The sequence below is a fragment of the Collinsella aerofaciens genome (assembly GCF_039752775.1).
GTDB classification, from domain to species: domain Bacteria; phylum Actinomycetota; class Coriobacteriia; order Coriobacteriales; family Coriobacteriaceae; genus Collinsella; species Collinsella aerofaciens_R.
Window position 1 is genome coordinate 104,817 of record NZ_JBDMGT010000001.1, and the last position, 23,388, is coordinate 128,204.

Genomic DNA, 23,388 nt, shown 5'->3' on the forward strand with positions numbered 1-23,388 from the left:
CGTATTTGCATTCGCCTTCGCGTTGAATATAACTCACGCAGGAGATGCCTGCAAGGTACATCAACCCCAAGAGAGGAACCATTATGGCTAATTATGCAAGGACCCACATCGGTAATGAGAGCCGTGTCGAGCTGCACGAAGTGCTCGGGCTTACCGGGGCAGAGGTGAGTGTCAACAATCTTCCCGCCGGCGCTGGCGTTCCGTTCGTCCATGCACACAAGGAAAACGAGGAAATCTATGGCGTGCTCGAAGGCGCCGGCTCGGTCACGATCGACGGTGAGGAAATCGAGCTTGCAGCCGGCGACTGGCTGCGCATTTCCCCCGCCGCACACCGTCAGTTCCGCGCCGCATCCGACTCGGGCATCACATACGTCTGCATTCAGGTCAAGCAGGGATCCCTTGATGCCTTCACGGCCGACGACGCTATCATGTTCTAATTCGCGATCGGTGTGCAAGGGGCCGATACCGCCCGCATGCCCCCTTCGGAATAGGCGCTGAGCAGCTCCTGGGCGTGGGCGAACTCGGGCCCTCGCCTCCAACCGAGTAGGCGGTTGACCGCGAGATTTCCCTGGACGTTGTGAACGAAGAGCAGATAGGCGTCCTCGCGCGAGAGCCCGGTCTCCTCCATGATCGAGGGAACCATCTGCTCAGCGCCGCGCTCGACGACGCGCTGTGCCACCCGGGCGTATGCATCGTCATCCGAGTAGAGCAGATAATAGTCATCGTTTGCCGGCGGGCGCTGGCAGAGAGCCTCCGCCTCCGTTCCCTCAAGCGGGGGCGCCGCCGCCAGGGCCTCGTCGATAAGTGCATCAAGCAGCGCGAACTTGTCCTCGTAGTGCAAATAGAACGTGCCGCGGTTGATATCGGCACAGCGGCAAATATCCGCCACCGTCATCTTCGCGAAGCCGACCTCGGCCAGCAGCGCAAAGAACGCCTCCCGTATGACCGAAAGCGTATAGCGTCGGCGACGATCGATCTTCCCCGATTCCATGGCCCCTCCAATTGCAGCGCTCAACAATATCCAGAAGCCGCTCGTTTATCGACAGCAGCTCGAAACTGTTCATTGCTCTGACGCAAATCAACACTGATACTTTTTATAGACACCTGTTCATTGTAGTTGAAAGAGAGTATCAAGTGACTCTATACGAGCGGCTCGTTATCGAACTCACCAACCAATCGTTTTCCCATCAGGCCGCCTACCGCACCGGCGGCACGCCCTATGAACTGAGTGCCCGCGAGCCCGAGCGCTACGACCAGCAAATCGAAACGTTTGCCCGCATGATCGATGAAGCCGATTGCGTGCTTGTAGGCGGGGCCTCTGGGCTCTCCGCGGCGGGCGGCGGCGACTTCTACTACGAAGACAACGCGACCTATCGCAGGCATTTCGGCAAATTCGCCGAGCGCTACGGTTTCAGGGGCGCTTTTGAAGGGTCGTCCTACCGCTGGCCCACCGCCGAGTCGCGCTGGGGCTACCTTGCCACCTTCCTCGACACCACGCTCAACGCCCCGCTGCGCGAGCCCTACAAAGATCTCGACGCCATTCTTACCGAGAAAGACTTCTTCGTTCTCACCACCAACCAGGACACGCAGTTCATGAAAATCTACCCTTGGGAGAAGGTAGCAGAGATCCAAGGCGATCACCGCTTCTTCCAGTGCTCCCACTGTTGCACCGGCGAGGTGTGGGACGCGGTCGAGCCGGTCTCCCGCATGGTAGAGGCCATGGGAGACGGCCTTGAGGTTCCGACAGAATTCGTGCCACGCTGCCCGCACTGCGGGGCAGAGGCGTTCCCTTGGGTTCGCGGCTACGGCAACTTCCTGCAGGGCGAGCTCTACGAGGAGCAGTACCGCAAGGTGTCCGACTGGCTCGACGCGCACGCGCGGCAGAGGATCCTTTTCCTCGAGCTGGGCGTGGGCCGCATGACGCCTGCGTTTATCCAGGAGCCGTTCTGGGCCCTCACGGCGCAGTTGCCGCAGGCTGGCTACATCGCCGTGAACAACAGGACGCAGTTTCTCCCCCGTGCAATCGAGGATCGGGGGCTCGCCGTTCGTGCCGATATCGCCGACGTGCTCGCCGACGTGCGCAAGACGCTGGGTAGGTAGCGCATGGAAACGATAAAAGCGGTTCGTATCGGCCAGGCACTTGCCGAGGCGGATCTTATCATCATCGGCGCCAGCAACGGGCTCGACATGGCAGAGGGGCTCAACCTCTTCTACGCCGATGCTCATTTCCAAGAAGCGTACGGAGACCTCGCCCAGGCTGATGGCATCGGCTGCATACTGCAGGGGCTCACCTCTCCGGATGCAAACGTGCGACGCCGATGGGCCGATCGATTCCATCAAAAGGAGTATGTCGAGTATGAGCCCGGCCCAATCATGAACGGGCTGCGGCATCTTACGGAGCACGCTGATACCTTCGTGATCACATGCAATATTGACGGGCACTTCGCACGCGCAGGGTTCAACGAGAACCACGTGCTCGAGACGGAGGGGAGTACGTGCACGTCGATTGACGAGCAGCGTCTCGCCCACCCAGATGCCCTCGCCATGGCGCAGCTCGAAGATCTCGCGCACCTTGTGCAAGCGCATCGCAACCACAAGGTTGCCATCCTCGAACTTGGCGTGGGGCTGCGCAACGGCGTCATAAAGCGCATGCTCGCTCGGGTCGCGAACGCCTGCGAACACGCCACCTACATCGTGTTCAACTACAGTCAGGCTCTGACGCCCGACGCTTCGTGCGAGACAATTCTCGTTGACGGCGATATGACCCCGGCTTTCGAGGAGATCGTTCGATGCCACCTCTAGAAAGAGAAGCGATGAGGCTTCGAAGCCTCATCGACGATGCCGACGCCATCATCGTCGGCATCGGCTCGGGTATGTCGAGCGCCGCCGGGTTCAACCATTACAACCATGCGGGCATGACGTGTGCCGGAATGGCGGACTGGCAGAAAGCCTTTGGCTTCAAGAGCCTTTTCGACGGCTTCTATCACCTCTACCCCAGCCTCGAGCAGCAATGGGCCTACTACGCGCGATACATCGATTTCATGCTGCGCGAGCCGGCCTCACAACCCTATCTCGACCTGCGGTCCCTCATCGGCCATAAGGATTACTTCATCCTGAGCACCAATGTGGACACCCAGGTTGAGAAGACGTTTCCTGCCGAGAGGACCTGCAACTATCAGGGAAGCTTCGCACACCTTCAGTGCAAGCAACCATGCTGCGACGAGATCTTCGATGCGAGTCCCTACGTCGAGCGCATGCTCGCAGGCATGGCGGGGTTCGAGATCCGCAGCGAGAATGTCCCCCGATGCCCGCACTGCGGTTGGCAGCTTGTGCCGTGGGTGCGCGACGACACGTTTTTGCAGGGCACGGCATGGCGCAAGGGCCTCGAACGATATGAGCACTTCGCGCGCGAGCGTGGTAGTAGCCGCGTGCTGTTGCTGGAGCTCGGCGTGGGCGAGATGACCCCCGGCATCATCACGCTCCCGTTCTGGAGCATGACCGCAAAGCTACCGGATGCGCACCTACTGAGCGTAAACATCTCGGGCGACTCGGCCCCGTTGCAGCTCGGAAACAAGGCGGAGGCGATTCGGGCCGATTTGCGCACGCTGCTCGCGGCGGCGCGGGTGACGAAGGTATTTAAGCCTCCTTGTCAGTCGCTGTAAGGTATTCCTCGTCGTCCACGGGCTCCAACCACTCGTTGGAGGTCTCCTCACCCGGAACCTCCAGCGCGAGATGGGAGAACCAGCTGTCGGGCGCGGCTCCGTGCCAATGCTTTACGCCCGCGGGAATATTTACTACATCGCCAGGGCGCAGCTCCTGTGCCGGTTTGCCCCATTCCTGATAAAACCCTCGACCAGCCACGCAGACGAGGATCTGTCCGCCACCGCTTTTGGCGTGATGGATGTGCCAGTTGTTGCGGCAGCCGGGCTCGAACGTAACGTTGTAAATGCCGACCTGCTCGGTGGAAAGGGGCACGAGGTAGCTTTGCCCGATAAAGTACTTCGCAAATGCGTCGTTGGGGGCACCGATGGGAAAGGCCATCTCGTTTTGGTGTCGGGCCTTTGCGTCGGCGCCGTCATCTTCGTCCGCCCAGACCTCCTTCGCCATGCGAAAGGCCGCCCACGCCTTGGGCCATCCCGCGTAAAACGCCGCATGCGTAAGGATTTCCGCTATCTCAGCCCTGGTCACCCCGTTGCTCTTTGCGGACATCAGATGATATTGGAACGAAGAGTCCGTCAGCCCCTGCGCCATTAGGGCCACCACCGTCACCACGCTGCGGTCTCGAAGGGAAAGCCCATCTTCTCGGCTCCACACCTCGCCGAACAGCACATCGTCATTGAGCTGAGCGAATTTGGGGGCAAAATCCCCCAGGGCGTCTCTGCCCGCCGTCTGTTTAATTGCCATGATCGATTTCCTCCTATCGATGGTTCTGGACACGAATCTGTTTACGCATGGCCAAGTGGCCCGCCTAGATTCCCATGCCCATTCGTCGCGCCTGCTCAAGAGCAGGGTGCCCAGCGATTTCGCCCACGCCGTTCACGCCGCCGGCGAAAACCGTTTTGCCCATTACGGACCACCCCTTGCGCTACCGATTTGTATTGACGAGAATGAAGGTAATACCTAAACCTAACTTTAGGTCAAGGAATGAATTCGAGATTTATTCGGAGGGGCCATGTACACAATCGGACAGGTGGCGGAAATGTTCGGCTTGCCCGCCTCAACGCTGCGGTATTACGACAAGCAGGGATTGTTCCCGGGGCTGGAGCGGACGTCCGGCATTCGCCAATTTGGCGATACGGAACTCGAGGCGCTTCGGGTCATCGAATGTCTGAAGAAAGCGGGGATGGAGATCAAGGACATCCGTCTGTTCATGGAATGGTGTGCGGAGGGCCCGTCCACTTACCCCCAGCGCAAGGCCATGTTCGAGGAGCGGAAGGCCCACATGGAGTCGGAAATCGCGAACATGAACCGTGCGCTGGATATGCTGAGATTCAAATGCTGGTACTACGAGCAGGCGATTCAAGATGGCAGCGAGGATAGGCTGGAAGCGCTGATTCCCGACAATTTGCCGGAAGAAATCAAAGGCGCCTACGAGAACGCGCACGCTCGATAATGCCGACCGATCTCAAGGGAATTCGGTGAGGAGTCCTCTTCGGTTAGTGATGTACTTCTTTCCCTTGATGTCGTAGCGCTTCGCCTCATAGAAGACGAAGGCGTCACGGAGGTAGGAGATGTAGCGCCCGACGATGACGTGGTTGGTGGGAACCTTGTTGGCGTCGAGGACGTTGGCGATGTTGTTGGGCGAGTTGAGGTTGCCGGAGTTGTCCATCATGTACTCGGCCAGCCTCTCCAACACGGTGGAGTCGGTACGTATTGCGGTCTACCCAAGCCATAATCCACTCCTTCTCGGTTTCGAAACTCGATTATTTCTAAAGTTTCGAAACCGAGAAGGCAATGTACACAAGGATGCATCGAGGAGCGAATCCCAGTAGCGCCATGTCAGCAGCGATGCCGGGCGCATTCGCACGTGCCACAATCCAACCACCAGAGATGAAAACACAGTCCCCGTCGGGTAGTCGTGGGCGTGCGCTAGTCCGCATCAGTAACCTGCCTCCTTGGTTGTCCCTTCTCTGCATGGTCATCTACATAAAGGAGGAACCAACCATGCAGATCAGCGTGTCGTCCACCCTGACCGTATATCACGACGGTCAATTCTGGGTCGGGCTGGCGGAGCACGTCGAGAGCGGAAGGTATGGCGTCGCCCGCATCGTCTTCGGCGCGGAGCCGTCCGATGAGGAGATTCTGCGATTCGTTACAAGCGAATGGGAGAAGCTCTCGTTCTTCGGCGACAAGGCCACCGAAACAAGCAAGCCCGCGAAGAACCCCAAGCGGCGCGCTCGCGAGGCAGCGAAAGCCCTTAAACGGCCCGCGGTGAGCACCAAGGCGCAACAGGCGCTCGCGGCACAGCGGGAAGCAATGAAGCGGGAGTCGGCTCAAGCAAGAAGTCAGCGTCGCGCGGATGAGGCGGAGACGCGCTTCGAGCAGCGAAAGTTGAAGCGCAAGCAGAAGCATCGCGGGCATTGATCGCCATTTGCAGCAAGGCAAACCATATACAGCAGCGGCGCCAGTTCCACTTGAAGCCGACGCCGCGTAGACGCTGATGGTGACGGCTATGCACGGGCACGGGCGCGCCACCGCACTTCACAGCTTGTTTCTCAAGTATTTGGGACGCACACGCGGCGTTCAAAAATGCGGAGCGACTCCGCATGGCTCGAGACTGAGCCGAGATGCCCTACTTCTCGCCCTCCAGCAGCCCCACGATGCGGTCGATGTCGACGGCAAAGCGAGGCCTTCCCTCGCGCTCGTAGCGGTCAAGGTATGCCTGGCACTCGGAGACAATGCGCTTGGTGTTGCCATCGATGATGCGCTGGAGCGTCTCGTAGTAGGCCGAGCCCTCGGTCCTGAAGCGGCGCTGGTGGGCCTTGGTTATGGGGAACATCTTGATGTAGTGGATGCCGTGGCGGCAGCCGGGGCGCGTCGTGGGGCGGGGTGGCAACGCAAAGTACTGGTCTTTGGGCACGTTAGGGGCGATGTTGGAACGCAGCGGCACAGCGAAGTCCCTGCGCTTTCCGCGGAAACGCAGCCTCACCACCACGATGCAGGGGCGATTGTGCTTAAGCATGAGCTCGCGGTCGCCATCGACGAGGTCGAAGAAGTCCTGGGAGATGGATACGATCTTCATCGGTTGCGCCCCCCCTTCATACGAAGCGGGGCCCGCATCGCTGCAGGCCCCTACAGGTGGGCGATATTCTACGCCTTGCGGCACCCCGTCGCCCACGGAGGTTAAACGTACACGTAAGCCGTACTCTGAAAGCCGCGGCTTCCGGCAAGTAGTTTATACCACGAAAGGTCGCTTTCGATGCGCCTAGCTCGCAAAATAACACTCGCTGGGCCGTCACCCCTGATCTTCTCGACCGTCTCCTCCGGGTACTTATTGCGTGCCACGGGCACCTCCGTCCTTGTTATCGCGATAAACATACCATGAGTGGCGTACGGGTCGAAAAGGGCTGGCGCCAAAAGAGCCCAACGGCCGTTACAGCTTCGTTAGAAACGCGCCCCACCATGGATGGTGAACCCGAAAGGTAAGGCGCACGGGCACGGCGACTCGGCCCGCGCACCCGGAAGAGAAAGGACGAACCCATGGGTTACATGCTCGAGACGCGCGGGCTCACCAAGCGCTTCGGCAGTGGCGACCAGGCGCAGGACGCCGTAGCCGACGTGAGCCTTCATATCCGCGAGGGCGAGGTGTACGGGCTGCTCGGCCCCAACGGCGCCGGCAAGTCGACAACGCTCAAGATGATCTGCGGGATGCTGCGGCCGACGGTCGGGGAGATCCTCTTTGCCGGGCACGCCTGGCGCCGCGAGGACCTCTACGCAATCGGCAGCCTCATCGAGGAGGCGCCGCTCTACCCCAACCTCACCGCGCGCGAGAACCTGCGCGTGCGCACCACGCTGCTGGGCCTTCCCGAGAGCCGCGTAGATGAGGTGCTCGCCGCCGTGGACCTCGCGGACACCGGGAAGAAGCGCGCCGGGCGCTTCTCGATGGGCATGCGGCAGCGCCTGGGGCTCGCGCTGGCGCTGATCGCCCGGCCACGTCTGCTCGTGCTCGACGAGCCTACCAACGGCCTCGACCCCATCGGCATCGAGGAGCTGCGCGACCAGATCCGCGGCTTCGCGGCGGCGGGCACGACGGTGATCGTCTCGAGCCACATCCTCTCCGAGGTGCAGCAGATGGCGGACACCATCGGCATCATCTACGGGGGGCGCCTCGCCTACGAGGATGCGCTTCGGCCCGGGCAGGACCTCGAGGAACTCTTCATGAGCGTCTGCCGGGAGGGGCGTCGAGCGCGCGGGGAGGTGGCGGCATGACGGGCGAGAAAGGCGGCCTGCTCGCGGGCCTGCGCGCCGAGGCCCTGAAGTCGCGCCACGCGGCACCGGTTCGCCTGGCCGTGCTCATGGCGCTGCCGATGCCGCTGCTCGGCGCGATGCCCTACCGGGGCGTGCAGATCTTCAGCGCGTGGAACTACTGGTACGCGCTCTTCCTGCCCGTGGCTCTCTCGCTCGTGGTGGCGTGCGTCGCGCGGGCGGACGCGCGGACGCGGATGCGGGGGCTTCTGGGCCTGGGCTTCCCGCTCGGGCGCGCCTGGTGGGCCAAGGCGCTCTGGTGCCTCGCGCTTTGCACGCTCTCGAACCTCGTGGTCTTCGGCATCTACCTCGCGGGCTCGGCGTTCTCCTCGCAGGGCCTCACGGCCGCGGGCACGCTCACGATGCTCCTCTGCGCGCTCGCCAACACGGTGACCGCGGCGTGGATGATCCCCGCAGGGCTCTTCCTCACGGCGCGGCTCGGCATGCTCGCGGGCATCTTCTGCCCGCTCGCCGCGCAGCTCGTGGGTGGGTTCGCCTGGTCGCTGGTGCCGCTGCCGCAGCTCTTTCCGCCGTCGGCGAGCATGGTCATCCCCACGAGCTTCATCCCCGTGCTGCCGAGCGGCGAGCCACTCGCGGCGGACATGGCGCTCGGCGGGGCGCTCGCGGCGGACGGCATGCTCACACTGGCGGGCCTTGCGGTCTGCGCGCTCGCGTTCGCCGCGCTCACGGCGGCGGGCGCGGCCTGGTTCGCGCGCTCCGAGGAGAGGTGATGGCCATGACACGACTCCCCGACCCGACGCCGCGCATGACTCTCCCGCGGGCCCTGCTCTCCGAGGCCCTGCGCCTGGCGCGCTCCCCGCTCGCAGCTGTGCACCTCGTCTGCGGCCTGGCAGCCGGTCTTGCCTGCGGCGAGTACTTCTCCGTAACCCGATGGGACCCGGCGCTGGGCGCGGACGCCTACGCCCAGTTCCTCGGCGCCCTCATGCCGCTCATGTCCGCCATCGTCTGCGGGCTCGCCGTGGACGAGGAGCGCGCTGCCGGGCGCCTCGCCAACCTCACGGCGGTCCCCTCGCGCGGGCGCGCCGTCGCGGCGAAGCTGCTCGCCCTTGCGGTGCTCGGCGCGGGCGCGCTGGCCGTGGCGCTCGGCGTGTTCGGGGCCGTGCTCGCCGTCGCCGGGCGCCTGCCGCTCGGGCCCGCTCCGCTTGCGGCCGCCTGGGCGGGCATCGTGCTGGGCAGCCTGCCCCTCTACGCGCTGGGGCTCGGCGTGGCCCTGCGCCTCGGCCGCAACGCCGCTATCGGCGCCGGCGCGGCGGGGATGCTCCTCGCGTTCTTCTCAGTGGGCGGACTTGCGCACGGCCTCATGACCGGCGAGCTCACCGGTGCCCTGGCGACACCCCTGAGCTGGGTGCCGCTCGCCTGGCCCGCGCGCCTGGGGTCGCTCGGGGTAGAGGCCTTCATCGACGCCGCACGCGCGGCGGGCCCTCTCCTCACGACTGCGCTCGCTGGCCTCGTGCTCACCCTGGCAGCCGCCGCCGTCCTTCTCGCCTGGTTCTGCCGCTTCGAGGACGGGAGGGCAGATGCGTAGGAAGCCGCTCGCCGCCGTGCTCGCCCTCCTCTCCGCAGCGCTCGTCCTGGGCGGGAATGCCCTGCTCGACGCCGGCTGGGGGTCGGCGCCGCGCTCGATCGCCGACCGCGTGCTGCCCAACCCTGAGATCGCCATGTGGGCGCCCGCGCCCGCGGCTGCGCGCGGGGCTCTGGACCGCTGAGCGCGGCGCAAGTACAATGCCGACGGGAGTTTCAGGAGGTCGAACATGGCGAGGATACTGGCAGTGGATGATGAGCGGGCGATCCTCGACGCGCTCGCGCGCGTCCTCGGCCGCGACGGCCACGAGGTCGTCAAGGCAGCGGACCCGACGGCGGTCCCGGGGACGGACCTCTCGCGCTTCGACCTCGTGCTCTGCGACGTCATGATGCCGGGGCTCGACGGCTTCGAGCTCGTGCGGCAGATCCGCCCGGACTTCGACGGGCCCATCATCTTCCTGACCGCGCGCGTGGCCGAGGAGGACGCCGTGGCCGGCTACGGCCTGGGCGCCGACGACTACGTCCGCAAGCCCTTCGGGGCCGCGGAGCTGCGCGCCAAGGTCGCGGCCCATCTACGCCGTGAGCGCCGGCCGCGCTCGCACGCCCTCTCCTTCGGGGAGGTGCGGATCGACCTCGGGGCGCGCGGCCTCGCCGTGGGCGACGAGGCCGTGCCGCTCACGCCCACCGAGTACGCCATCTGCGAGTACCTCGCCCGCCACCCCGGGCAGGTCATGAGCCGCGCGCAGATCCGCGAGGCGGTGCTCGGCTGGGAGAGCGACGCCGACGACGCGGCCATATCCATGCAGGTCAGCCGCGCCCGGAGGAAACTCTCCGAGGCCGGCGCCGATCCGATCGCGACCGTCTGGGGGATGGGGTACAAGTGGCAGCTTTGAGGACCGGGGCGCGAGGTCGCGGGGGCATGCCGCTCTCCTTCGTCATCGCGCGCTACTTCGCCTACGCGTTCGCGGCGGTCGCCACGGCGTGGCTCGCCTCGTTCATGGCGCTCTCCGCGGCGATCAACGCGGGCTTCGTCTACGAGGCAAGCTGGGGGCCGGCCAATGCGCGCGAGGTCGCGGAGGGCCTGGCACGCGACGGCGTCTGCGGGCAGCAGGACGTGCCGACGGCGTACCGCTACCTCATCCTGAATAAGGACGGATACGTGCTGATGACAGACCTCGAGGGCACGCGGCTCGAGGGCGCGGCGGAAATGGCCCGTGCGGCACTCGCCGCGGATCCGGGCACAGTGGAGATCGAGGGCGGAGGCTCGGGCCTCACCTACGCCGCGTTCCCGCTCAAGGGCGGCGGGGCCTGCGCACTCGTCAGCGAGTACCTGCCGCAGTGGGTCTCGCGCGGGCTCGCCGGCCTGCTTCCCAACCCACAGAACCTCATGCTCGTCGGCGCCGCTGCGGGAAGCGCGCTCGCGCTCGCGCTCGTGGCGCGCCGTGCGAGCCGCGTGATCTCGCGCAAGATGGCGCCGCTCGCGGAGGCAGCGGGGCGCGTCGGCGCGGGGGATCTCGACTTCGCGGTCGGCAGCACTAACGTGCGCGAGGTGAACGACGTCCTCGCCGCGATGGACGCCATGCGGACCTCCCTCGCCGAGTCGCTCGAGGCCCGCTGGGCCGCGGAGCGGGGGCAGCGCGAGCAGGTGGCGTCGCTCGCCCACGACCTCAAGACGCCGCTCACCGTGCTGCGCGCCAACGCCGACTTCGTGGCGGAGGAGCTGGAAGACGAGAAAGACGCCGACCTCGCGGCCGCCGCGCGCGACATAGCCGGCAGTGTCGAAAGGCTCGACGGCTACGTGCGCCTGCTCATCGAGGCCTCGCGCGGGTCCGGCGGGGCGGAGAGGGCCCCCATGCGGCCGGCCGAGCTCTGCGAGCAGGTCCTCGCCGAGGCCGCCCAGATCACCCGGGCGCGAGGCGTGACGCTCGACGCGACCACGGGCCCTGCTGTCGCGGGCGCGCCCGAGGCCCCGCTCGACCGAACCGCCCTGGCGCGAGCCGCCGCGAACCTCGTGGCCAACGCCGCCGAGCACGCGCGCTCGCGCGTGGCGGTCTCCTGCGACGTCGAGGGCGGCCACCTCGTCATCGAGGTGGCCGACGACGGACCGGGCTTCTCTCCCGCCGCCCTCGAACGCGGCTGTGAGCGCCTCTTCACAGACGACTCCTCCCGCTCCTCGCGCGACGGAGGCCGCCACTACGGGCTCGGCCTCCACGCCGCCGCCGAGGCCGCGAGCGCCCACGGGGGCTCCGTCTCGCTCGCCAACAGCCCCTCGGGCGGCGCGGTGGCCACCATCGCGGTCCCCCTGTGCGGGGCCTGACGACTCAGGCCCTCACACCGGAGCGCCTCGCAACCAAACGCTTCCATCTTGAAACACGGGGAGTAAATCGCGAAATCGCAGGTAAAAGGGGGGGAGTAAAAAGGCAAAGAAAAAGCCTCCGTTCCGACGCGGAAACAGAGGCTAGATTATCGTATTTACTCACCATTATCGCTGGTGGCTTTGCCGTAACTCTCGTACGAAACGAAACTCAGGAGCACAGTGCGGCACTCAAAAGTGCAGGTCAGAACCCTGTCAGCCTACTCCCACTCGATGGCGTCGGTTCTTCCGTCCCGTCACTCCAGTTACACCCAGTTTTCGGCATCGACACGGAACGCGTGCCGCCGAATGACGCGATGTCGCGTTTCGTCGGCTTCGGGGACAAAAGCTGGGACAACCTCAAAAACTTTTTTCAAACTCAGGGCTTTGAGTTTTTGTTTTTGTCCCAAAGTGCGCGGCGGGTCGCCTTTGGATGCTCGATGGCGCCGAAAACGCCCGTTTTGAAACTCAACCGCCCTTTTGCCCGCAAGCCGCCAGCTGCAATCGCAAGTGAATTAACGCGGGTGGCTTGCGCGCCATTTGCAAAACCCCAGGTCGCAGGTCTTCGCCATTCGTGAACAAAGTGAGTAGTCTCAGGTGGCTTGCTTATGAGTTGGCGAACGGGCCTTCAGGATTCAGGGCAAACATGCTGGTAGAATAGGATTCTCAAATCAATGACAGGAGACCGAGCATGGCCGAACCCCACGATAGGAAGCCGATCCTCACGATCGAGCAGCAGATAGAGCACCTCAAGCAGAAGGGCGTAGCCTTCGAACTGTGTTCCGAGGAAGAGGCCGCGGACTACCTGCGCGACAAGTGCAACTTCTTCAAGCTCGCATCCTACCGCAAACTCTTCTCGAAATACGAGGGAGGCCCGCGCGACGGCCGCTACGTAGACCTCGACTTCGGCCAGCTGCGCCTGCTCGCGGCGCTCGACCAGGAGCTGCGCCACGCCCTGCTCGGCATGACGCTCGACATCGAGCATTTCCAGAAGGTGACACTGCTTCGCGAGATGGAGGACCGTGGAGAGGACGGCTACGCCATCGTGGCCGACTACATGGCATCGCTTACCACTGCAAACAGGGAGTACCGCCTGCGCGAGCTCAAGATGAGCGGCCGCAGCCCCTACAGCTCGAGCCTCTACGCGAAGTACTCCGGCGACATGCCTGCCTGGGCCTTCCTTGAGCTCACCTCGTTCGGCACCCTCATCGACTTCGTGCGCTTCTGCGCCAGGCGATGGGGCGACAGGCGCCTCGAGGCCTCCCACTACGACCTCAAGCGCGTGAAGTCCGTCCGCAACTGCGCCGCGCACGGCTCGTGCCTGATCAACTGCTTCGCCGAGAGGGGCGCCGCCCGGGGCTCGGCGTCCAGCGGCGTCTCCCGAAGGGTCGCCGCCGTGGGGATTCCCAAGGCGACCAGGAGGAAGTGGATGGGGAATACGGCCATGCAGGAGGTCGCGACCGTGCTCGTGGCGCACTCCGGCTTGGTACCCGAGGGCTCCTCGCGCTCGCGCGCCGCATCCGAGCTCGCCGAGATGTTCGCCAGGGCCGACGGCGAAACCGAGGCGCTGCCCGACAAGGGGCCCGACGCCGCAGCTCGCTCCGCGCTCGAGTTCCTTCGCAGGTTGACAGAATCGCTCGGGTTGGTAGAATAGCCTGCAGATAGCAAAACCTTCACGGTTTTAGGGGCGGACTTGCGCAAGCGACTCTGCCCTATTTTTATATTCACTCGCTATAGGAGACGGATGATACCTGGGTCAATGACAGAACTGAGAAGCCCGGAATAATGGAGCCAGTTAGAAACCCTCGGGTTTGCGGGGCGGGATCGTGAGAGCGATTCTGCCCTATTTTTTTCCTCCGTCTGCCCCAACCAAGTAGTTCGAAGATAGCCTGTAGGTGTCCTCGTGGGCGCCTTTTATTTTCAGGGAATCGGCCGCTTCATGAACGAGCGACCGGCTTGACCTAGATCGAACCGCCTTCATCTCCGTCTAGGCGCCGGCAATCAACATCGTGAATCCGCGCGTGCTACAATGCGGGCACCAGAGATGAAAACACAGTCCCCGTCGGGTAGTCGTGGGCGTGCGGGAGTCCGCATCAGTAACCTGCCTCCTTGGTTGTCCCTTCTCTGCATGGTCATCTACATAAAGGAGGAACCAGCCATGCAGATCAGCGTGTCGTCCACCCTGACCGTATATCACGACGGCCAATTCTGGGTCGGGCTGGCGGAGCATGTCGAGGACGGCAGGTACGGCGTCGCCCGCATCGTCTTCGGCGCAGAACCGTCCGATGAGGAGATCCTGCGATTCGTTACAAGCAAATGGGCGAAGCTCGCGTTCTTCGGTGACGATCCGTCCGAGGCGAGCGAGCCCGCGAAGAACCCCAAGAGACGCGCCCGCGAGGCGGCGAAAGCCCTCAAGCAGCCGGCGATGAGCACCAAGGCGCAGCAGGCGCTCGCGAATCAGCGGGAGACGATGAAGCGGGAATCGGCTCAAGCAAGAAGCCAGCGTCGCGCGGATGAGGCGGAGGCGCGCTTCGAGCAGCGAAAACTGAAGCGCAAACAGAAGCATCGCGGTCATTGATACCACCATCAACCCATATATAGCAGCAGGCGTAGCTTCGATTGAAACTACGCCTGCCACCTGGTGCTATAACGTTATACAGAACGTATGTTCTATACCCACTCGATGACTAACCCAGTCCGAGCACTACCGATGCGTGTCGCGTCATACCGCCTAAGAGCTGATTCGTTCAGAAAAGGTTCAGGGGGATCGTCGAGTTTATTGCACCCTCGCGTTTTACAAAAGAGAGTACAAGGCCCTTTAGCTCGAATTATTGCATTTAGAACCCCGCCGCTCATCCATCCTAGCTTGCCCAAACAGCCCTCCCGCGATGTCCATGTTCCAACGGATGGGTACCATTTACCCGGGTGCACCTGGGGCAACGGGCCGGCAGGCCCGCGCAAGGTCGCTCGCATAACACACAACATCAAACACGACAGAAGAGGCGAACGACAGATGCCGGACCCCGGACGACAGCACCGCGGAAGAGAAGCATTCCAACCACAACCGAACGAACATCGCTCCTAGGCAGGCGCCCGCATGGGCGCCTTTTACTTTTCAGGGACTTAGCTGAGAGCTAAGCCACGCGGCTCATGGCCGTTTCGTGGAGGCCCGACCAGCTCGACCCACCTCGACCCGTCTCCGTTCCCGTCATGCGCGCGATGCGCCAGCAGGCGGTTCAATCGTCGCGCAGACGAAAAGGGACACTGTGCCGCGCGGTGTGCCCGCACGGTGCCGCACGGGAAGATTGGAGGAACCATGGCACGCACAGCCGAATGCGCCGCGCCCGAGAACAACCAGGGCCGCGACGAATGGATGACGGTGATCGAGATGCAGCAGTACATGAGGGCGAGCCGAAACAAGGCGTACGACCTCATCTGGTCGGGAGAGATCGACTCGTACAGGCTCGGCAGGAAGCTCCTGGTTTCGAGGGCGTCAGTGGACGCCTACATCGAGTCAAGGAGCGGCAGGAAATGACGGCGGCGACCGCCCCGGGAGCCGCCCGCGGCCGGGCACGCGAGGGAGCCTCGAGACGAAAGGAGCTCGAGGACGACCATGACCAAGAGCACTAGCAGGAGCCAGGTGAGGCTCATCACATCGACAAACGCGATATTCGGCGCCGACGAGGCGTGCGCGATGCTGCGCATCAGCCGCGACGCCATGTACCGGCTCGCCAAGGACCCCGACGACCCGTTCCCGATCCGCTACATCGGCGGCAAGACGCGCGACGGCATCGTGCTGCACGACGAGCTCGTCGCATGGGTCGAGCGCAACAGCGTCGTCGGCTCGCCAAGAAGGGGCTAGCGCCATGGCGGCCGCAGGCCCGAGGGGGCGCGACGGCCCCTCCCCGCGCGAGTTCGCGACGGTACGGCACTTCATGATGGCGGACCTCGGCCTCTCCGGCCTTCCCCTGCTCGTCTACGCGCGCATCTTCGGCTTCTGCGACGCCGGGTGCGGCTACTTCGAGAGCAAGGGCGGCCTGGCCCGATTCCTCAACGTGCAGGAGCGCAGCGTCCACCGCGCCATCCGCAACCTGCTCGACCAGGGCCTCATCGAGGAGTGCGGCGTGCACGCCCCGGCGCGCGGGCATGCCACCAAGCGATACCGCATCGTGCGCGAGAGGCTGCCGCCCGGAGCGTTGGCAACCCCTGACGATTCGTCAGGGTTCCCGGCGCGAAAGGGTGACGAAATGACAGGGTTCGCCGCGAACAAGGATGACGAACCGTCAGGGCTCGCAGCCCGAACCCCTGACGAAATGACAGGGAAACCCCTGACGATATGCCACCCAATAAGCAAAAGGGACAACAAGGACTTCAGAAGATAAGGAAGGGGCGCCCGATGGACCGAGCGGGACTCATCACCCTGGAGCAGGCCCGGGCCGCCGGGCTCTCCTTCGACGAGCCGGAGCCGAGGGCGTGCCCGCACTGCGGCGCCGCCCTCGAACCGCTCGGCGCAGCGCTGGCGGGCAGGGTCGCCTGGGTCTCCAGCGCCCCCTGCCCGTGCGAGGGCGCAACCAGCGAGCGGGAGGCCGAGGCGCGAAGGCGCGCGGCCCTCGCCGCCAAGGAGGAGGCCGCCCGCCGGGAGAAGGCGCTCGCGCGCGCGGGCATCCCCAGGCGCTACTGGGCCGCCGAGGCCGACCGCCCCGAGTTCGCCGAGTACATCGCCTCGTTCGCCGGCAACGGAGGCGCCGGGCTCTACATACACGGGGGCGTCGGCGCCGGAAAGACGCACGCCGCCTCCGCCATGGCCAGGCTGTTCGCCGAGGCCGGCTACGACGTCGCCTTCACGACGGCCAAGGGCATGCTCGAGCGCGTGAAGGCCACGTTCGACGAGGGCGGCACCGAGGCGGCCGTCGCGCGGTACGCCAAGTGCGACGTCCTCGTGCTCGACGACCTCGGCAAGGAGGACGCGACGGAATGGTCCGTCGGCACCGTGTTCAGCGTGCTCGACGCGCGCTACGAGGACATGCGCCCGACCATCGTCACGTCGAACTATGCGCCGGGCGCGCTGGCGGACAGGCTCGCGAGGCGCGGCGAGCGCGTAACGGCAGAGGCGATCGCGAGCAGGATCTCCCAGACCTGCAGGCCCGTCTACCTGGGCGGAAGGGACAGGCGCCGGCTCGGCTAGCTTGTGCGCTTCCCGTGGAGGCGCGGACGGCTCGACCCAGCTCGACCCATCGCGGGCGGCCCCGGTCGCCGCCGCAATCGAAATCGCTATACACGTCTTGGGCGGCGCCGACGCGCCGGCACGCACGCCTGCTCCGACTCGCACCGTGCCCCCATCGCGAGGACGCCGCCCGCCAAACAACAAACGAAAGGCGGAGGGCCCATGGACGGCTTCGAGAGGATAACCGGCCGCGAGCACGACGGGCTCGTGGAGAAGTGCCAGGAGAACGGCTGGCTCAAGGTCGGCGGCTTCGACTGGCAGGACGACCCGTTCCTCGAGGAGTACCCCTACGAGTTCTCCCGCACGGACAGCGTCGACAGGCTCCGCGAGGCGCTCGGCTCGGGCAACTGGGCCATACGCCAGGGGTTCTGCTACCGCGACCTCGCGTTCATCCAGCAGGTGAACGGCGGCGACGAGTGGTGGACGCTCAAGCGCGACGGCGACGCGTGGACCGGCTTCGAGAGCTGGAGCTTCGGCGCCATCGCCCAGGAGCCCGAGCGGTTCGAGCGCGCCATGCGCGACATGTGCGAGGCGACGCCGGAGCAGTGCCGCAGCGGCGAGTGGGCCCATCTGCACGAGAAGGCTCCCGAGCCGCTGGCGCAGCGCGCCGCGTCCGCCCGCGAGGCGAGCCGCGCGCACGCCGGGCAGGAAGCCCGCGCCCCAATGGCGCGCGAGAGGGCCGTCGGGGCCGAATAGGGACGACCGGGGCGCGAAGGCGCCCTTTTTCATCTCGACTGGAAGGGAGGCGCGGGATGGCGAGCGACTACGGGGACGAGGCGGGCGGCAAGCTGCTCGACTGGATGCTGAGAATCGGCCAGGAGGCCGGCGCCGAGGCAATGGCGCGCAGCGCGAGGGAGCTCTCCGAGCGCCTCGCGGGAATCCGCGGGACCATCGCCGGCGGGCGCGCCGAGGCCATCGCGGCCGACGGCGCGCCGACCTACGCGAAGCTCAGCCTCGAGGAGCTCTCTGGGCTTCCCGAGTACGCGACGATCAAGGAGGTCGTCTCCGACAAGCTGCGCGCCGCGTCGGTCGAGCACCACATCATCCCCAGCGAGGGCCGCGACTGGCTGCTCTTCAAGGTGGAGGACGCCCCCGAGGTCGACGAGGCCTTCCGCCAGCTGGAGCAAGAGACGGGCAAGGCCGCCGATCGCGCAAGGGAGCGGCTCTCCGAGATAGCCGAAAGGCGCCAGGCGCCCGAGCGGCTGGCGGAGCGCGCCGAGCGGGCGCGCGAGGCGTCGAGGGCCCACAGCCAGGGCATCGGCCGGGACCGCGGCCCGCGCCAGATCGAGGGGCCCGAGAGATGAGGTGGCAGGCGGCGGCCGCGCTGGCCGCGGCGGCGTTCGCCGCGGGAGACTTCGCGGCCGCGGCAATCGCGGCGTCGGGCGCGAACCCGATCCTCGACCCGGAGGCCGCCATGGCGGCGATCCCCGCGGCGCTCCGCGCGGGGCGCGTCTTCTCCGCGGAGGCGGTTCCCCTGTGCGCCGGGACCGCCTGCGCGTGCGGCGCGCTCCTCGCCTGGGCCCGCTCACTGGGGACCAAGGGGGCCCGGCGCGACGGCGAGGAGCACGGTAGCTCCAGGTGGGCCACGCGCAAGGACATCGCGCCCTTCGGCGACCCCAAGGACCCCGACAACAACATCATCCTCACCGACAACGCACGCATCCGCCTCGTGAGCCGCAGGTTCGACCTCTCCACCGACACCAACGACAACGTGCTCGTGGTGGGAGGACCCGGCACCGGCAAGACGCGCTACTACGTCAAGCCGAACCTCCTGCAGGCCAACGCCAGCTTCTTCGTGACCGACCCGAAGGGCACGCTCATCCGCGAGATGGGCGGCGCGCTGGCGGAGCTCGGCTACGAGATCCGCGCGTTCGACACCATCGACTTCACGCGCTCCATGCGCTTCAACCCCATAGCCTACATACGCGACGAGGCGGGCGTCATCCGCTTCGCCCGCGGCATCGTCGCCAACACCGAGGGCGAGGCCGACCACAAAGGCGACCCCTACTGGGAGAAGGCCGAGCGCCTGGTCTACACCGCGCTCACGGCCTACCTCGTCATGCACTGCGAGCCCGCCGACCGAAACCTCGACGGGCTGCTCACGCTGCTCTCGCTCGCCGACGCCCGCGACGACCCGGGCTACATGAGCCCGCTCGACATGGTGTTCCGCGAGCTGGAGACCGGCGAGCGCTACGTCAGGCGCGGCGGCGCCTCGGCGGAGGGCGGATCGCTGCGCGGCTTTTCCGAGGAGGACGGCGCGTGGGAGTGGGTCAAGGTCCGCGAGCCCGCGCCGCCCGACGACTTCGCGCTCGCGAGCTACCGCGAGTTCCGCGTGGCCGCCGGCGACACCATGAAGTCGATGCTCTCGAGCTGCAACGTCCGCCTGAAGCCGCTTTCCATCCGCGCCGTGCGCGACCTCACCTCCAAAGACGAGCTCGACCTCGCCCACATGGGCGACGAGGGCGCCAAGGTCGCGCTCTTCGCGTCTATGAGCGACACCGACTCGACCTTCGACTTCCTGTTCGCCCTGCTCATGGATACGGCCGTGAGCGCGCTTTGCGCCGAGGCGCTCGAGGCGCACGGCGGCTCGCTGCCCACAACGGTGCACTTCGTCTTCGACGAGTTCGCCAACATCGGGCGCATACCCGACTTCGAGCGGACCATCGCCGTCACCCGCAGCCGGAACATCGCCGTCTCGATGATCGCCCAGTCTCTCTCGCAGCTGAAGGAGACCTACGGCGACAACAACGCCGAGACCATCGTGAACGCCTGCGACACGCTGCTCTACCTGGGCGGAAAGGCGAACGAGACCAACGAGGAGATCAGCAAGATGGCCGGCAAACAGACGGTGGCGAGCGAGACGCAGAGCGACTCGCGGGGCGCCGGCTGGACCCGGACCGTGAACCGCGGCATCTCCGAGCGCGACCTCATACAGCCCGCCGAGGTGGCGCGCATGCCGCGCGAGGACGCGCTCGTGCTCGTGAACGGGTGCATGCCGCTCATGGACCGGAAGTACCGGCTCGAGCGCCACCCGCGCTCGCGCCTGCTCGAGGAGGCCGCGCGCCGCGGCCCGTTCGACTTCGCGGAGTACCGCAGGCAGAAGGAAGGCAACTCGTGACGGGGCCGCGGCGGGCGCGGGCCTCCCCCGCCGCGGGGGAGGAACAGCAAGGAACATCGTCAACCGAAAGCAAAGGAGAGCAGCATGCTCGCAAACGTCATCAAGCTCGTGTCGGGCTGCGTGACCTTCCTCGGCGGCTTCCTGGTCGTGTGGGGAGCGGTCTCGCTCGGCCTGGCCATCAGGGAGCAGCAGGGCGGCCCGCAGATCGCGACCGCCATATCCACCATCGCCGGCGGCGCGATCATCATCGCCGCGTCGGTCTACTTCGGTCAGCTGGACACGTCCTGGCTGCCGGCATAGGGGGCGTCGCGGATGGCGCTCAGGATACCGGTGCAGAAGGACATCGGCGAGTACGAGGAGAAGATCGTCGGGAAGATGAGCCTGCGCACGCTCGCATGCGTGTCGCTCGGCTTCGGCAGCGCGGTCGGGGCGGCGGCCTTCGTCCACCTGGGCCTGCACGCCGACGTCGCGGACGCGGCCTTCCCGATCATGCTCTGCAGCATGCCGTTCTGGCTCGCCGGGTTCTGGCGGCCCTTCGGCATGCGCGCCGAGGAGCTGCTGCCGCTTTTGGCGGCACACGAGCTCTCCCCACAGCTGCTCGCGTACGAGCCCTGCCTCGCCGGGAGCCTCCCCGAGGGCTCGCCGCGCCCGGGCCGCCCGGGACGTCGCGCGAGGCGCAGGGCAAGGAAGAAAGGAGCCGAGCTCTATGAGCCGAGCAAGAAGCAACAAGGAGAATAGGCCGAAGCGCCCGAGCACCCTCGGGCTGCTCCTCGGCGGCACGGGCGGGCGCAAGGACGCCTCGAAGGGCGCGGAGGCCGAGCGGCAGAGGCGCCGCCGGGAGCGCGACCGCTCGCGCGAGATGGCCGCCTACGTCGGCTACGACGCCATGTACAGGGACGGAATCGCCCAGGTGATGCCCGGGGTGTTCAGCCAGACGGTCGAGTTCTCCGACATCAGCTACCAGTCCGCGCGCAAGGAGGCGCGCGAGACGGCCTTCACCGTGATGAGCTCGCTGTTCAACTACTTCCCGGCGGACTCCCACGTGCAGCTCCAGGTAGTGAACGCGCCCATCCCCGCCGACGAGGTCGGCCGCAAGGTCTTCTTCGAGCCCGGGGAGCGCGCCACCGCCGGGCTCGCCGAAGAGTACAACCGGATCCTCAACGACAAGATGCGCGAGGGCGTCTCGAACCTCGTGCGCCACCGCTACCTGACCTACGCCGTGGGCGCCGACGACGTCGACGCCGCGGTGCCCAAGCTCGCGCGCATCCGGGGCGACGTGGAACAGACGCTCGCGCGCATACGCTGCTCGTCGCGCGCCCTCGACGGCGTCGAGAGGCTCGAGCTTCTGCAGGGGCAGCTGCGCCCGGGGTCGCGCTTCGAGTTCTCCTGGGACAAATTGTCCCCGACGTCGGGAGCGCGCACGAAGGACTTCGTCATGCCCTCCACGCTCGACTTCAAGCCCGAGGGCAGGTCCGACTGCTTCCGCAGCGACGAGCGCTACGGCGCGGTGCTCGCGGTGCGCAGCTTCGGGTCGGTCATCGAGGAGACCTACCTCGCCTCCATCATCGACCTGCCGCTGCCGCTCAACGTGACGCTGCACGTGCAGCCCATCGCGCAGAGCGAGGCGCTCGCGCTCGTGAAGCGCCAGATCGACTGGATGGACAAGGAGATCATCGACGAGCAGATGAGCGCCGTGAAGAAGGGCTACGACTACCAGATCCTGCCGCCCGAGCTGCGCTTCTCGAAGGAGGAGGCCGAGGAGCTGCTCGACTTCCTGCGCAACAAGTCCGAGCGCCTGTTCGTCTACACGGGCCTCGTCTACACCTGGGCCGACAGCCTCGAGGAGCTCGACCGCCGCGTCCAGCAGGTGACGAGCGTCGCGCAGGGCTGCACGATCGGCCTCGAGCCGCTCCACTTCCGGCAGCGCCAGGCTCTCAACTCGGTGCTCCCGCTCGGTGACAACCACGTCACCGTGAGCCGCTACCTCACCACGGGGCAGGTGGCCATGCAGATGCCCTTCGCCAGCCAGAGCCTCGACGAGGCGGGCGGCGGCTACTACGGGCAGTCCAAGGAGAGCGGGAACCTGGTGCTGTGCGACCGCAAGCGCCTGGCGAGCCCCATGGGCTTCGTGTGCGGCAAGCCCGGCTCGGGCAAAAGCTTCTCGGTCAAGCGCGAGATAACCAACACCGTTCTCGCGCACCCCGAGGACGAGGTCGTGATCTTCGACCCGGCCGGCGAGTACGGCAACCTCGTCGGCGCGCTCGGCGGCGCGAACGTCGAGCTCGCCCCGGGATGCTCGGCGGTGCTCAACCCCCTCGACACCGCCGACGTCGCGGACCGCGCCGACGCCGCCAAGCTCGCGTACAAGACCGACGCGGTGCTCGCGCTCTCGAGCGCGCTCATGGCCGAGGGCCGCGAGGGCCTGCCTGAGCGCGACCGCTCGATCATCGCCCGCTGCGTCGGCGAGGCGTACCGGGAGTGCGCGAGGGACGGCCGCCTGCCCACGCTCGGCGACTTCCACGCGGCGCTGCTCGCTCAGCCCGAGTCCGAGGCCGCCGACATCGCGCTGCGCTACGAGCGCTACGTGAAGGGCGCGTTCTCCTTCTTCAACGGCCAGAGCAACGTGGCGCTCGACAACCGCATCACCAACATCGACATGCACGGCCTCGGCCAGAACATGCGCGTGTTCGGCATGATCACGGCGCTCGAGATGGTGCGCAACCGCGTGATGGTCACGCCGCCGCGCCCCAACTACACCTGGCTCTACATCGACGAGGTGCAGAGCCTCTTCGCGCACCCGACGGTGGTCGAGTACTTCGCCCGCCTGTGGCGCGAGGGGCGCAAGTTCGGCCTCATCTGCACCGGCATCAGCCAGAACACGAGCCACATGCTGGCCAACGCCGAGGCCCGCGACATGGTGCTCAACTCCGAGTTCTTCCTGCTGCACAAGCAGTCCACCGCCGACCTCGACGCATGGGCGGAGATGCTCCAGCTCTCCGCCACGGAGCGCGGCTACATCGGCGACGCCGTCAAGCCTGGCGAGGGGCTGCTCATCAGCGCCGGGATCCGCGTGCCCATCACCGACGACTTCCCGAAAGGCCCGCTCTACGACCTGTGGAACACCAAGCCCGCAGAGGTCGCCGAGCGCGAGATGCGCCGGGCGGCGCGAGAGGCGGAGGAATAGGA

29 protein-coding genes are annotated in these 23,388 nt (G+C 66.0%); 25 read left to right on the forward strand and 4 right to left on the reverse strand.

Going from position 1 to position 23,388, the window contains the following annotated elements; all coding sequences use genetic code 11:
• The first annotated feature begins 83 nt into the window (after positions 1–83).
• Positions 84–437, forward strand: coding sequence for a cupin domain-containing protein (locus ABHR63_RS00445; RefSeq protein ID WP_195568526.1), 354 nt, complete (start codon positions 84–86; stop codon positions 435–437).
• Here the strand turns inward: ABHR63_RS00445 and ABHR63_RS00450 are convergent.
• Positions 434–991, reverse strand: a complete 558-nt coding sequence (locus ABHR63_RS00450) for a TetR/AcrR family transcriptional regulator (protein ID WP_195568524.1) — start codon at positions 989–991, stop codon at positions 434–436. The genes ABHR63_RS00445 and ABHR63_RS00450 overlap by 4 nt on opposite strands.
• A gap of 143 nt (positions 992–1,134) precedes the next feature.
• Here ABHR63_RS00450 and ABHR63_RS00455 point away from each other — a divergent pair, with 143 nt between their 5' ends.
• Genes ABHR63_RS00455 through ABHR63_RS00465 form a run of 3 tightly spaced genes read left to right on the forward strand, consistent with a single transcriptional unit; the run spans position 1,135 to position 3,662 of the window.
• On the forward strand, positions 1,135–2,100 hold the full coding sequence (locus tag ABHR63_RS00455; protein ID WP_195361423.1) for an SIR2 family NAD-dependent protein deacylase: 966 nt from the start codon (positions 1,135–1,137) through the stop codon (positions 2,098–2,100).
• Positions 2,101–2,103: 3 nt separating this feature from the next.
• A complete protein-coding gene (locus ABHR63_RS00460; protein WP_195568522.1) occupies positions 2,104–2,802 on the forward strand; it encodes an SIR2 family NAD-dependent protein deacylase in 699 nt (232 codons plus the stop codon).
• 11 nt (positions 2,803–2,813) lie between these two features.
• Positions 2,814–3,662 carry an SIR2 family NAD-dependent protein deacylase gene (locus ABHR63_RS00465; RefSeq protein WP_195568520.1) on the forward strand — a complete coding sequence of 283 codons (849 nt, stop codon included), beginning with the start codon at positions 2,814–2,816 and terminating at the stop codon, positions 3,660–3,662.
• Here ABHR63_RS00465 and ABHR63_RS00470 read toward each other — a convergent pair.
• Entirely contained in the window at positions 3,637–4,404 is a 768-nt protein-coding gene (locus tag ABHR63_RS00470) for a carboxymuconolactone decarboxylase family protein (RefSeq protein ID WP_238057657.1), read from the reverse strand. The genes ABHR63_RS00465 and ABHR63_RS00470 overlap by 26 nt on opposite strands.
• Before the next feature lie 268 nt (positions 4,405–4,672).
• On the opposite strand from ABHR63_RS00470, the gene ABHR63_RS00475 reads away from it, so the two are divergent.
• A complete protein-coding gene (locus ABHR63_RS00475) occupies positions 4,673–5,113 on the forward strand; it encodes a MerR family transcriptional regulator (RefSeq protein ID WP_195568516.1) in 441 nt (146 codons plus the stop codon).
• A gap of 12 nt (positions 5,114–5,125) precedes the next feature.
• Here the strand turns inward: ABHR63_RS00475 and ABHR63_RS00480 are convergent, their stop codons facing one another.
• Complete coding sequence (locus tag ABHR63_RS00480) at positions 5,126–5,356, reverse strand: ATP-binding protein (protein ID WP_195568515.1); 231 nt, start codon at positions 5,354–5,356, stop codon at positions 5,126–5,128.
• Positions 5,357–5,664: 308 nt separating this feature from the next.
• Between ABHR63_RS00480 and ABHR63_RS00485 the strand changes: the two genes are divergently transcribed.
• Positions 5,665–6,084: a YjdF family protein gene (locus ABHR63_RS00485; protein ID WP_195568513.1), complete on the forward strand. Its 420-nt coding sequence runs from the start codon at positions 5,665–5,667 to the stop codon at positions 6,082–6,084.
• A 208-nt stretch (positions 6,085–6,292) separates the two neighbouring features.
• Here ABHR63_RS00485 and ABHR63_RS00490 read toward each other — a convergent pair whose 3' ends face one another.
• Positions 6,293–6,742, reverse strand: coding sequence for a hypothetical protein (locus ABHR63_RS00490; protein WP_195568511.1), 450 nt, complete (start codon positions 6,740–6,742; stop codon positions 6,293–6,295).
• Between the two features lie 458 nt (positions 6,743–7,200).
• Between ABHR63_RS00490 and ABHR63_RS00495 the strand changes: the two genes are divergently transcribed.
• The 19 genes from ABHR63_RS00495 to ABHR63_RS00585 all read left to right on the forward strand — a co-directional run bounded on the left by ABHR63_RS00495 (position 7,201) and on the right by ABHR63_RS00585 (position 23,386).
• A complete protein-coding gene (locus tag ABHR63_RS00495) occupies positions 7,201–7,929 on the forward strand; it encodes a lantibiotic protection ABC transporter ATP-binding protein (protein WP_195568509.1) in 729 nt (242 codons plus the stop codon).
• Positions 7,926–8,696, forward strand: a complete 771-nt coding sequence (locus ABHR63_RS00500; RefSeq protein ID WP_161160558.1) for an ABC-2 family transporter permease — start codon at positions 7,926–7,928, stop codon at positions 8,694–8,696. The genes ABHR63_RS00495 and ABHR63_RS00500 overlap by 4 nt, the downstream gene beginning before the upstream one ends.
• Positions 8,696–9,511, forward strand: coding sequence for an ABC-2 family transporter permease (locus tag ABHR63_RS00505; RefSeq protein WP_050766095.1), 816 nt, complete (start codon positions 8,696–8,698; stop codon positions 9,509–9,511). Before ABHR63_RS00500 ends, ABHR63_RS00505 begins: the two co-directional genes overlap by 1 nt.
• Positions 9,504–9,692, forward strand: coding sequence for a hypothetical protein (locus ABHR63_RS00510; protein WP_040358725.1), 189 nt, complete (start codon positions 9,504–9,506; stop codon positions 9,690–9,692). Before ABHR63_RS00505 ends, ABHR63_RS00510 begins: the two co-directional genes overlap by 8 nt.
• A 45-nt stretch (positions 9,693–9,737) precedes the next feature.
• Positions 9,738–10,400, forward strand: coding sequence for a response regulator transcription factor (locus tag ABHR63_RS00515; RefSeq protein WP_006234624.1), 663 nt, complete (start codon positions 9,738–9,740; stop codon positions 10,398–10,400).
• Positions 10,401–10,426: 26 nt separating this feature from the next.
• Positions 10,427–11,824, forward strand: coding sequence for a HAMP domain-containing sensor histidine kinase (locus tag ABHR63_RS00520; RefSeq protein ID WP_195568505.1), 1,398 nt, complete (start codon positions 10,427–10,429; stop codon positions 11,822–11,824).
• Entirely contained in the window at positions 11,812–12,438 is a 627-nt protein-coding gene (locus ABHR63_RS00525) for a hypothetical protein (protein ID WP_346964601.1), read from the forward strand. The genes ABHR63_RS00520 and ABHR63_RS00525 overlap by 13 nt, the downstream gene beginning before the upstream one ends.
• Before the next feature lie 113 nt (positions 12,439–12,551).
• Positions 12,552–13,514: an Abi family protein gene (locus tag ABHR63_RS00530; RefSeq protein WP_075844146.1), complete on the forward strand. Its 963-nt coding sequence runs from the start codon at positions 12,552–12,554 to the stop codon at positions 13,512–13,514.
• 504 nt (positions 13,515–14,018) lie between these two features.
• Complete coding sequence (locus ABHR63_RS00535) at positions 14,019–14,438, forward strand: YjdF family protein (RefSeq protein WP_117648540.1); 420 nt, start codon at positions 14,019–14,021, stop codon at positions 14,436–14,438.
• 738 nt (positions 14,439–15,176) lie between these two features.
• Positions 15,177–15,395, forward strand: coding sequence for a helix-turn-helix domain-containing protein (locus ABHR63_RS00540; protein WP_073293326.1), 219 nt, complete (start codon positions 15,177–15,179; stop codon positions 15,393–15,395).
• A 78-nt stretch (positions 15,396–15,473) separates the two neighbouring features.
• Positions 15,474–15,722 carry a helix-turn-helix transcriptional regulator gene (locus tag ABHR63_RS00545; protein WP_273354874.1) on the forward strand — a complete coding sequence of 83 codons (249 nt, stop codon included), beginning with the start codon at positions 15,474–15,476 and terminating at the stop codon, positions 15,720–15,722.
• Positions 15,723–15,726: 4 nt separating this feature from the next.
• Positions 15,727–16,242: a hypothetical protein gene (locus ABHR63_RS00550; protein ID WP_073293322.1), complete on the forward strand. Its 516-nt coding sequence runs from the start codon at positions 15,727–15,729 to the stop codon at positions 16,240–16,242.
• A gap of 14 nt (positions 16,243–16,256) precedes the next feature.
• The gene (locus tag ABHR63_RS00555) at positions 16,257–17,045 is read left to right on the forward strand and encodes an ATP-binding protein (RefSeq protein ID WP_073293320.1); all 789 of its coding nucleotides are present in this window, start codon (positions 16,257–16,259) and stop codon (positions 17,043–17,045) included.
• Between the two features lie 201 nt (positions 17,046–17,246).
• A complete protein-coding gene (locus ABHR63_RS00560) occupies positions 17,247–17,780 on the forward strand; it encodes a hypothetical protein (protein ID WP_033500213.1) in 534 nt (177 codons plus the stop codon).
• A gap of 56 nt (positions 17,781–17,836) precedes the next feature.
• Positions 17,837–18,388 carry a hypothetical protein gene (locus ABHR63_RS00565; protein WP_346964602.1) on the forward strand — a complete coding sequence of 184 codons (552 nt, stop codon included), beginning with the start codon at positions 17,837–17,839 and terminating at the stop codon, positions 18,386–18,388.
• Between the two features lie 110 nt (positions 18,389–18,498).
• Positions 18,499–20,202, forward strand: coding sequence for a VirD4-like conjugal transfer protein, CD1115 family (locus tag ABHR63_RS00570; protein ID WP_430392738.1), 1,704 nt, complete (start codon positions 18,499–18,501; stop codon positions 20,200–20,202).
• Positions 20,203–20,286: 84 nt separating this feature from the next.
• Complete coding sequence (locus ABHR63_RS00575) at positions 20,287–20,502, forward strand: hypothetical protein (RefSeq protein WP_006234636.1); 216 nt, start codon at positions 20,287–20,289, stop codon at positions 20,500–20,502.
• 12 nt (positions 20,503–20,514) lie between these two features.
• On the forward strand, positions 20,515–20,940 hold the full coding sequence (locus ABHR63_RS00580; protein ID WP_073293314.1) for a PrgI family protein: 426 nt from the start codon (positions 20,515–20,517) through the stop codon (positions 20,938–20,940).
• Positions 20,909–23,386 (forward strand): VirB4-like conjugal transfer ATPase, CD1110 family, encoded by a 2,478-nt coding sequence (locus tag ABHR63_RS00585; RefSeq protein ID WP_346964604.1) that lies wholly within the window; start codon positions 20,909–20,911, stop codon positions 23,384–23,386. Before ABHR63_RS00580 ends, ABHR63_RS00585 begins: the two co-directional genes overlap by 32 nt.
• The last annotated feature ends 2 nt before the right edge of the window (positions 23,387–23,388 follow it).